Genomic DNA, 11,151 nt, shown 5'->3' on the forward strand with positions numbered 1-11,151 from the left:
TGCGCAAATAGTACAAATACATTTTATTGTTAATGCACGATTTGTACAAATTTTCGCATGTATAATCCTACCATTTTAACCCCGCATCCAATTATGTTTGCCAGCGTCCTCAATCGCTAAAGACAATAAAAAATGAATGCGCAATCATCAAATAAATCCAGCTCTCAATTTCTCAAAACAGATGGAGGAAAAACCGAATCCAATGCGATAGAAGTACCATCCATTTCATTACCCAAAGGTGGTGGTGCCATAAAAGGAATTGATGAAAAATTTTCTGTGAATGCTGTAAATGGAACTGCTTCATTTTCCATTCCACTTCCATTCTCTCCGGCGAGGGGTGATTCTCCTACTTTAGATTTATTTTATAACTCAGGGTCGGGCAATAGTATTTTTGGTTTGGGTTGGAACTTGAGTGTAGGCTCAATCAAGCGTAAAACAGATAAAGAATTGCCTCAGTATCTTGACTCCATAGATTCGGATACATTCTTGTTTTCAGAGGCAGAGGACCTGGTGCCGGAATTTAAAAAGAATCCTGATGGAACTTTTACTGTGGATGCTGATAACGAATACATCCTGAACGAAAGAAATTCGACAGATGGATTGTTCACTATCAGAAACTACAGACCACGTATAGAAGGTCTGTTTGCCCGTATAGAACGGTGGACGGAAAAATCAAATGGCAGGATCAGATGGCGCGTAATCACCCGGGAAAACAGAACCACTCTTTTCGGATGGACGGACAATTCCATTTTGTCTGACCCGGCTGATTCTTTAAAAATATATGAATGGCTACCTGAATTTGAGTTTGACGATAAAGGAAATTGTACGCATTATCTCTATAAAAAAGAAGATGAAATTGGTTTTGATGAATCATTGTTACACAATCGTAACCGGCTGAAAGATGGTACCATTTCCTATACCAATCTGTATATAGATAAGGTATTGTATGGCAATAAAACACCTTACAGGCAATTTGGAGATGCCTTTCCTGATGAGACAGATTATTTATTTGAAACACTGTTTGATTACGGAACAACCGATTATACTGCGCAACCCATAGATCAATTCAATCCATGGGATTTCAGGCCGGATGCTTTTTCTGATTACAAAGCCGGATTTGAGATCCGTACAACCCGGCTTTGCAAAAGGGTCTTATTGTTTCATCATTTCAAAGGACCTGATGAATACGATGGACTCGTCCGGTCATTAAATTTTGAATACGATACTTCCTCAGAACTGGATTTTACCTTTCTGAAATCGGTTACCTCATACGGATATATAAAAAAACCGGATGGTTCCTATTCCTATAAAAAACTCCCACCTATGGAGTTTGAATACCGGAAGCATGAATGGAACAGTGAAATAAAAACCGTTTCACAGGAAGCGTTGGTACATGCCCCGGCAGGTATAGAGCAAGCCCCTTATCAATTTGTAGATTTATACAATGAGGGACTTTCCGGTATTCTTTCAGAACAGGCAAACGGTTGGTATTACAAGCATAATCTTGGTATCCAAAACAACGATGATGGGGCAAAACTCATGTTCGAACAGGCGAAATTAGTTTCTCCCAAACCATCTTTCATGGGATTGGCCGGTCAGTTCCAATTAAACGATCTGGATGCGGATGGAGGTAGGCAGTTGGTCAGTTTTGAGGACGAACCGCGAGGCTATTTTGAACTGGACGATGACAATGAATGGCAAGGATTACGTTCGTTTAAAGGGTTACCCAATATTGATTTTGGTGATCCCAATACCCGGATGCTCGACCTGAATGGTGATGGTAAACCCGAAATAGTAATTTCAGAAGATGCTGTTTTTACATGGTATGCATCTGAAGGCAGAGATGGCTTTACCACTGCACGGAAAACATCCAAACCTTTTGATGAAGAAGAAGATCCGCATATTGTTTTTGCTGACGCTAAACAAACCATTTACCTCGCCGATATGTCGGGTGATGGAATGACCGATATTCTGAGGATCCGGAATGGTGAAGTCTGCTACTGGCCCAATGTAGGATATGGAAAATTCGGAGCCAAAGTAACAATGGACCAGGCTCCTTTTTTTGATCATCCTGATGCCTTCAATCCTGACTATGTAAGACTGGCAGATATTGACGGATCCGGCACTTCGGATATTATTTACCTAGGAAAAAGCAAATTCACCTGTTGGAAGAATTTAAGTGGAAACCGGTTTGGTATTACTCCGTTTGAAATCAATCCTTTTCCGGAAATTCATCCGCAATCCACAATAACTGTGACCGATTTGTTAGGCAATGGAGTTGCATGCATTGTCTGGTCAAGTCCGTTATCAAAAGATGCGAATACTCCGTTAAAATACATCGATCTGATGAACAGTAAGAAACCGCATATCATGATTTCTTATAAGAATAATTTAGGCAAAGAAGTATCATTGGAATATACACCCTCCACAAAATTTTATATGGATGATAAGCTTGACGGAAAACCCTGGGTAACCAAACTGCATTTTCCGGTGCACTGTATTTCGAAAACCATTATCGAGGATAAAATTTCGGGTTACCGCCTTGAAAGTTCTTACAAATACCATCATGGGTATTATGACCATGCCGAACGGGAATTCCGCGGATTCGGCATGGTAGAGCAAACGGATGCCGAAACCTTTGCACACTGGGTAAAACAAGATGCGACCAATATTACCGAACAAGCATTGCATCAGGAACCTGTCGTTGTTAAAAACTGGTATCATACCGGAGCATTTTTGAGAAATGACAAAATCCTCTATCAATATGAAAAAGACTACTGGTACAATGCGTATAAAAAGGAATTCGGAATTGTAACCCATCCTGAGATTGGCTTGCCCGATGCGCATCTTACGGTGCCCGAAGGAATGGATGTGTCATTAATTGATCAACTGACTGCGGATGAGTGGCGGGAAGCCTTGCGTGCATGTAAAGGCATGGCCTTGCGTGTTGAAACCTTTGCTAAAGATGCCGTTAAATTTGGAAATACGATTGAAGCACGTAAAAAAGAGTTGATCCCATTTTCGGCTGCTACCCATAATTGTGTGATAGAGCTATTGCAGCCACGAGGCAAAAACAAACATGCCGTTTTTGTTGTAAAGGAAAGCGAAGCCATTACCTATAGCTATGAACGTAATCCCGAAGATCCGAGGATCGAGCATGACCTGAATATCCGATTAGACGAATACGGCAATATATTGGAAGCTGCATCGGTAGTGTATCCCCGGCTAAACCCCGATACTTCGCTTCCGTTCGAAACACAGCAGGAGCAAAGTAAAACGGTTATCCTATATAGCCATAACCAATTTACCAATGATGTTCCGGGTGAAAACACACATCGTTTGAGGATGTCATCCGAAGTCAAAACGTATGAATTGAAAGGCGTAGTAAAATCGGGAGTCTACTATAGCCCGGCAGACTTTGCAGATATTCTTTCGGATGTAAATTCAGACACTGCTTTTTATCATGAGTTCAACAAACCGTTAGCCCCGGGAAAAGCACAAAAAAGATTGATTGAACATGTCCGCACTATTTATTATCGAGATAACTTGACCGGAACTTTGCCGTTGCATCATCTGGAATCTTTGGCACTTCCTTATGAAAGCTATCAATTGGCCTACACTCCTGAGTTGATAACAGATATTTTTGGCACAAAGGTGGATGCGGGAATTCTTGCTGAAGGTAGATTTACACATAGTGAAGGAGATGATAATTGGTGGATCCGATCCGGTACAATTCAATTTAAAGCATCATCAGAAAGTCAGACGGATGCGCAGGATCGTTTCTATTGTCCGGTCTCTTATACAGATCCATACGGAGCTGTAACCAAAGTAAAGTACTATGGTTCCTATTTCCTTTTTATAGAAGAAACCGAAGATGTATTGGGTAATAAAGCCAGGGTTGATGCATTTAACTTCCGTACGCTTTCTTCCCGAAGGATGAAAGATATCAACGGCAATTTATCTGAGGCGGTTGTGGATGAATTGGGTTTGGTTAAGGCGGTGGCAGTGATGGGAAAAGGCAATGAAGCAGATGACCTCTCAGGCTTCTCTGAAATTACAGAGGCTGCTGAATCAGCAGCCGTTCTTAATTTTTTTCAATCTCCCGACTCCACACAACTCACCGGTTCAGGAAAGAATTTATTAAATCATGCTTCTTCGAGATTTGTATATGATTTTGAATCGTATGTTAATCACGGCAAACCTGCTGTAGTGGCAGCTATTATACGGGAGCAACATTTTCGGCAGCTTCCTGATTCACCCGTTCAGATAGCTTTCGAATATTCCAACGGCATGGGCGAAGTGATCATGAAAAAAGTACAGGCGGCTCCCGGAAAAGCGAAGCAGGTTACTGTAAATCCTGACGATTCAATTTCAGTATCTGAAATAGATACCGCTTCCCTCAATCCCAAACAACTGCGTTGGATAGGTGATGGAAGAACCATCAAAAACAACAAGGACAATGCTGTCAAACAATATGAACCCTATTTTTCAGTAGACTGGGGATACGAAGACTATAAGGAACTGGTAGAGACAGGTGTAACACCGGTAATGTACTACGATGCGCCAGGCAGGCTGATGAAGACCGAAATACCCGATGGTACTTTCTCCAAAGTGGAATTTGATTCCTGGAAACAAATTATGTATGATGCCAACGATACAATGCTGGAATCATCCTGGTACAACAACCGTACAAACCGCCTCATCGATGCTGCACTCATAATGGAAGGAAAAGATCCTGGCCGGGAAAAAATGGCTGCCGACAAAGCCGCCAAACATGCAAACACACCCGGTATACTGCATTTCGACACCCTGGGCAGGCCGGTCCTCTCTGTTGAGCACAATAAAAATACAGCTACAGACGCTGATGAATTTTACCTCACCCGGGTTTATCTGGACACGGAAGGTAACCTGCGCTCCGTTACTGATGCCCGGGGAAATATTGTCATGCAATACAAGTATGATATGCTCGGCAACTTAGTATATCAAAACAGTATGGATGCCGGACAGAGGTGGCTACTCACAAATATTCTGGGCAATCCGCTTCGGACCTGGGATGAAAGAAACCACGAGTTTCAATATTTTTATGATGTAGCGCAACGTCCCACATATAGCAAGGTAATAGGGGGTGATGGATCTACCCCGCTTGATAACACTTTCGACAGGATAGTATATGGAGAAAGTCTTTTGTCAACAAACCGAAGCAACGAAGCTGCCCTGCAAGCCAGAAATATTTTAGGTCAGGTTATTGAACACTATGATACCGGAGGATTGGTTGATACTCCTGACTTCAACTTTAAAGGGCAGCCTTTGGCTACGACGCGTAAATTATTCAGAAAATACAAAGAGATAGCCAACTGGATTGATGCTAATTTGGGGAATGAACTGGAACCCGAAGAATTCAAATTCATCACACAAACCGATGCTTTGGGAAGAATTACCCGACAAACGGCTCCCGATGGCAGCATCATTACCCCTTCTTACAATGAAACCGGTTTGCTGAATGGAGAAAGTGTGCTGCATCCCACTTATGCAATCCCATCTGTCTATATCAAAGACATTGATTATAATGAAAAGGGGCAACGGAATAAAATCATCTATGGCAATAATGTAATCACAAAATTCTATTACGACAAAGAGACTTTCCGCCTCAAACGTCTGGAAAGCAAACGACACAATGGTGATCCTCTTCAGGATTGGTATTATACTTATGATCCTGTCGGGAACATTACGCATGTGGAGGATAAAAACATTCCGGTATTATTTTTTAATAATCAAAAAATAACCGGAGTTTCCACGTATACTTATGATGCTCTATACCGGTTAACTGAAGCCACCGGCAGGGAAAATAATGGCGCTTTGCATTTCGGCAATTGCGACAACTGGAACGACAATCCCTTTATGCACAGCATGAACCCGGGTGGCCCGATGGCAATACGGAACTATGTAGAGAGTTATCAATACGATGAAGTAGGGAATATCATGCAGATGAGGCACCTCGCCGGAGGTGGTAACTGGACAAGAAGATATGAATACGAATCTACCAATAACCGGCTCAAAAGCACTCATATAGGAGACAACGCCAATCCTGCCGATTATACGCAATATCGCCATCATGCAAAGCATGGATATATGGAGGAACTGCCCCATCTTGAACAAATTGAATGGAATTTTAAAGAAGAAGTGGTACGCACTACCAGGCAACATTGCACAGATGATAATATTCCTGTAATGACCTACTATCAATACGATGGCGGCGGCCAGCGTATCCGTAAGATTATTGAAAACCAGGCCGCACCGGGAAATATGCCTGCCAAAAAAGAGGAACGCATTTATATAGAGGGTTACGAACACTATAAAAAGTATACAGGTACACATGCGGGATTGGAAAGGGTCAGTCTGGGACTGATGGATGAGGATCACCGCTTTGTCATGATTGAAACCCGAAATGATGTGGATGATGGAACGGAAAAGCACTTGATTCGGTATCAGCTACACAATCTCTTAGGTTCTGCCGCCTTGGAGTTGGATGATAAAGCACAGGTTATCAGCTATGAAGAGTACCATCCTTATGGTACTACGGCATATCAGGCTAAAAATGCGACCATAAAATCTGCTGCCAAGCGCTACCGCTACACCGGTATGGAACGCGATGAAGAAACCGGTCTGGAGTACCATAGTGCAAGGTATTATCTGCCGTGGCTGGGAAGATGGTTAAGTAGTGATCCGATCGGGATTGGGGATGGAGTGAATGTATACGGGTATGTGAAAAATAATCCGATAAATAACTTTGATTTAGACGGAAAACAATCCCAAAGAGTAATTGTAACAGAATCTCAATTACAGACATTTTCACCACAAGTGGTGCAACAATTAATTGTTGCAGGGGGAGGTACCCCCGGTCCATGCTATGCGAATCCCACATACGAACAACGGCAAGCAGATATCAATATCTTGAGGAATATTTTGAGATCTGGTAATATGTACGATCCGACTTTTGTTCCTCCTATGCCTACTGCTGCTGAAATAGAGCGACGCGATAATGAACAGATTTGCGTGGCGGATTCCAGAGGTATGGGCTATTGTGGTCCCAGATATATTGTTGAAGGCCAAAGACGAAGAGCGGATTTTGGCTATCAGTTGCAAGTCGGGGAAAATATCAGAGGAGGTATATTTGGTGCTATTGGCTATGCTGTAGGCGGAGATAGAGGTTCCTATGTGGGTGCGGCAGTTGACGGATTAGCTTCGGCTGCTGCCGGAACTGCCCGTGGTAGGAGCGACATGAGAAGTGTCAGGCCATCCACCCCCTCCAGACCGGTTCCTGCCGAAGTCAGACCCGCAAGACCTGCTACACCTGCCGCACCGGTAAGGCCTGCTGTTCCTACAGGGACAGGTACCCCAGGTACACCAAGAGATACCAGGCCTTATTCTTCACAACGAATGAGGCAACAGCTTGAAGAGCGTTATGGCAGGGAAAACGTTACTTCCACTACAGTTCCGCCATCAACCCATCGATCAGTAAGAAGAGCTCCCGTTGATGTGGGTGGAGGACGAAGTGTGGGATTTGATGAAAGAGGACTTCCCGATTTTAGCCCATTTGCCGTAACGAGCGCAAGAGTTCCAAGAGGAAGTTATAGAGGCGAAATGAGGGCTGCAACCAGACAGCTCAGAGAGGCTCTGGCACGGGGTGAAAGTGTGGGAGTAACTTTTACACCTGCGCAATTACGTGCAATTAGAGCCGGAAGGCCAACAATACCCGGATATCGCTGGCATCATGTTTCCGGAGGAGAACTTCAACTCATTCCTGCTCGTATTCATGATGCTGTACCACATATTGGTAGCGGGGCAATGAGACATGGGCGCTAATAACTGATAATAATAACAAATCAATGATTAAATAACGGATTAAAAAATTAAAATTATGCCAGGACCAGCATTACATCACATGATAGCAGACAGATTAAAAGCATTGATCTCTCTGAACGAAGGCCTGGGGTCAAAAATGACACCGGCCCAGTACACTGCGTTGCAGAATTTATTGGCAGACGACAAGAACCTGCCTTACCTCTTTTTTGGCTGCCAGGGGCCAGATTATCTTTTTTTCAACACAAAAGATATGCCCGGACCAATTGGCGATATGGCCGAATTTTATTTTGAAGTCGTGGATTTTATCGAAGACTTCAAACAAAAATTGCTTGCCGTAGTTCCCCAACCGGTATTAGACGCTTTGGAAGCATTTAGCGAGGCAGTGGACGAAATAATTGAAGATTCGGCTTTGCTGAGTGAGCTTCAACAAACGTTTAACGATATCAACCAGTTGCTGGACGGATTCTCTGCCACATTAATGGCGATGGTCCAGAAATTCATCTCTGATTTCAACCTGTTTGAAGTGTTTGATCATCCTTATCGTGACGGAGTACCCAATAAAAGCAGGCCACCATTTTTGCAAAGTGATAAATGGTGGTGGTTCGATGCACTGCATTACCGTAAAACAGGTAAATTCGCAAAAGCGCTGTTGGATGCTACGGCCGGAGATTTCTCCGATCCCAAGATCTTATATGCCTTGGGTTATCTTACTCATTATTGCGCTGATGTCGTAGGGCATCCCTACGTGAACCTGATTTCGGGAGGACCTTACCGTTCGCACGCCCAACGCCACAAAACCGGCGAGAACTATCAGGATGTTTTCAATCTGCTGAATGCAACGGGAACTGATTGGAACCGCTCAAAACTGCACGCTTTTTATAATTTTAATTTTGATGGGACCATTGATACCGAGAACGACAAACCGGATCCATTTACCGTATTGCCTGATGATCTGGCTGAAATGATCGCTGAAGCTATCAATAAAGTATATCAGGAAGATGCTGATCCCGAACCGGAGTATGGCCCTGAAATAACGGCAAGTGATGTAGATAATGCCTACCGTATTTATTATAAATGGCTTAGGAGCTCTACCGACACAGGCACCATTCCCGAACCGGTACCCTATTCATTCTCAAAGGAGATAAGGGAAGTCTGGGAAAAGACAGTGGATAATCTTGGCGATGCCGGTGATTTTCTTGAAGATGCCATTGACAATGCCGGAAGTTTTGGCATCCTGAGTATTTTCATCATCCTGGCCGCATTGGTGATTGCAGCGGTAATGGCAGCGGCTGCAATCGCAGATGGGATTGCCGGCGCCATTACTACCTTGGGAACGTCAACCATACGTGCTGCCGCTTGTCTGATTTACGAACAGGTTTACAATGCCTACCAAAATTTCAGGCTTGGTGTGGCATTAAATGGATTGGCTTTCCCGATGAAAGAACATTTGAATGATCCCAGACTTACCCAGTTCGCCAATCCGTCAAACATTGACCCCAGCGGTGTCAATGCCTTGCCGTTTGTGCCTCATCTGCCTTTGCTGAAATTTGTTCCTTCTACTTTTGAGGATACCTTGTTCAATATGGAACGCCACTTAATTTATCCTGTCACTCAAAATGAGAAAGGCGCCGTAATGGGAACACTCAACAGCTACCTGACGGAATCATCGTTGCATTACGCATTTGGTAGAATACCTTTTCAGCCAAAAGATATTCTTGACCGCCTGCAAGGATTGACCCCCGATGTGAATCCTATACATAATGACGACGGCACCAGATTGAAAAATTTGCTGATGGAAAAAGCCGGTTTGGGGAATGCAATGGATTTAATTGAAAAAACATTTGAATGGTTTGCCGATAAAAAAGATTTGATCGACTTTAATCTGGACGGGGACAGGGGGTATTCATATCTATGCTGGACTCAAAAGCAAACGAGTTCTACTGATGCTCCTGATTTTCCCGAAAAATTAAAGGTAAATGTACCCGGCGGAGATCCTTCGGATGATAATATCAATGTGGATTTACGATTTATAAAATAATAAAACATTCATAGCCATGAGTTTAGAAAATATACATAAGGCCAATGAGATCATCAAAAAGCTTCAGGGCCAACGCAGAGAAAAGAGTGTCAAATTCAGGGAAACATGGTATAAGACAATCGAAGCTTCTCCGGTTAAAAAAAGACGTATGCCCGAGGATTTTAAAGATAGTTCCTATCTCTACATACGCTCCTATGACGGCGATAACGGTTACAGGCCGGGTGCGAATGTGGCATACTGGAGATCGCCCGATGTAATGGTTTCACCTGTCTCTTCATTGAACTCTTATACAACGGAATTGAATGCCGGCACACTTTACAACATCAAATGCCTGGTGCATAACAGGGGTGATGTAAACGTACCTTCTGCCAAAGTCGAATTTTACTTAGTTACACCAAGTCTGGGCTTCGATACTCGTTTTGGGAAAAAACTGGGAATTGCTTCCACCTGGGTAAATTGCTACAGCTCATCTGAAGTAAATATCCGCTATTTGGTGGAACCGTCTGATGCAGGCCATAAATGTCTGTTTGCAAGAGTATTTTCTTTTTCCCCGCTGGATATACCTCTTCATGATACACTGCTCAATCCTGTCCAGGACAGGCGTATCGGACAGAAAAACCTGAATATTGCAGCCCAGGCAACACAGATGAACCTGAATATTTTACACATGCCTCAGGCACAATTAACAGTACAATTTGTCCCATTGAACAAAGAGGCAGTTTTAGCAATACGTCATCCTGTGGCTGCTGATTTCAGAATTATCGATAAACCAAGGGAAAGGGCTGAGTTCAGATTGAATTTTGCAAAGGAAACAGTTGCGAATGTAACTGACGTGAAGCTACCCAAACGTTTGACAAATTTGAGCAACCGGTTAGGAGAAATCAAAAGAGGAATTGATCTGAAAATAAATCAACCGGGGAAAATTGAATACAAAGACGCGGCTTTTCGTTTTGAGTTCAACCAGGAAGGCAAGTATAATCTGAAAGACCAAAATAGGATTGAGGATGAGATGAAGAGAATTCATAAAATCATTCAATCAGGTGAAAGAAGAGCATCAGATTTCAAAAAAGAGATTGACGAATACCGTCAGATGAATCTCGAAAGACGTATGACATTGCTATCGATGGACATTCCCAACATAGGATTGCAAAAAGGAGAATTGGCCGGGTATGATGTTGTTGCCATCAACAATATGAATGGAGAAATCTTTGGTGGTATCACACTACTGGTACATGGTTAATAATGGTATA

At 43.0% G+C, this 11,151-nt stretch carries 3 protein-coding genes; all 3 read left to right on the forward strand.

The window, feature by feature from the left end:
- Window positions 1-132: 132 nt before the first annotated feature.
- Genes PSM36_RS08480 through PSM36_RS08490 form a run of 3 tightly spaced genes read left to right on the forward strand, consistent with a single transcriptional unit; the run spans window position 133 to window position 11,141 of the window.
- Window positions 133-7,863, forward strand: a complete 7,731-nt coding sequence (locus PSM36_RS08480) for a SpvB/TcaC N-terminal domain-containing protein (protein WP_076930553.1) — start codon at window positions 133-135, stop codon at window positions 7,861-7,863.
- A gap of 55 nt (window positions 7,864-7,918) precedes the next feature.
- Entirely contained in the window at window positions 7,919-9,901 is a 1,983-nt protein-coding gene (locus tag PSM36_RS08485; RefSeq protein ID WP_083710986.1) for a zinc dependent phospholipase C family protein, read from the forward strand.
- 16 nt (window positions 9,902-9,917) lie between these two features.
- Entirely contained in the window at window positions 9,918-11,141 is a 1,224-nt protein-coding gene (locus PSM36_RS08490) for a hypothetical protein (RefSeq protein WP_076930555.1), read from the forward strand.
- Window positions 11,142-11,151 lie beyond the last annotated feature (10 nt).

The sequence above is a fragment of the Proteiniphilum saccharofermentans genome (genome assembly GCF_900095135.1).
GTDB classification, from domain to species: Bacteria; Bacteroidota; Bacteroidia; order Bacteroidales; family Dysgonomonadaceae; genus Proteiniphilum; species Proteiniphilum saccharofermentans.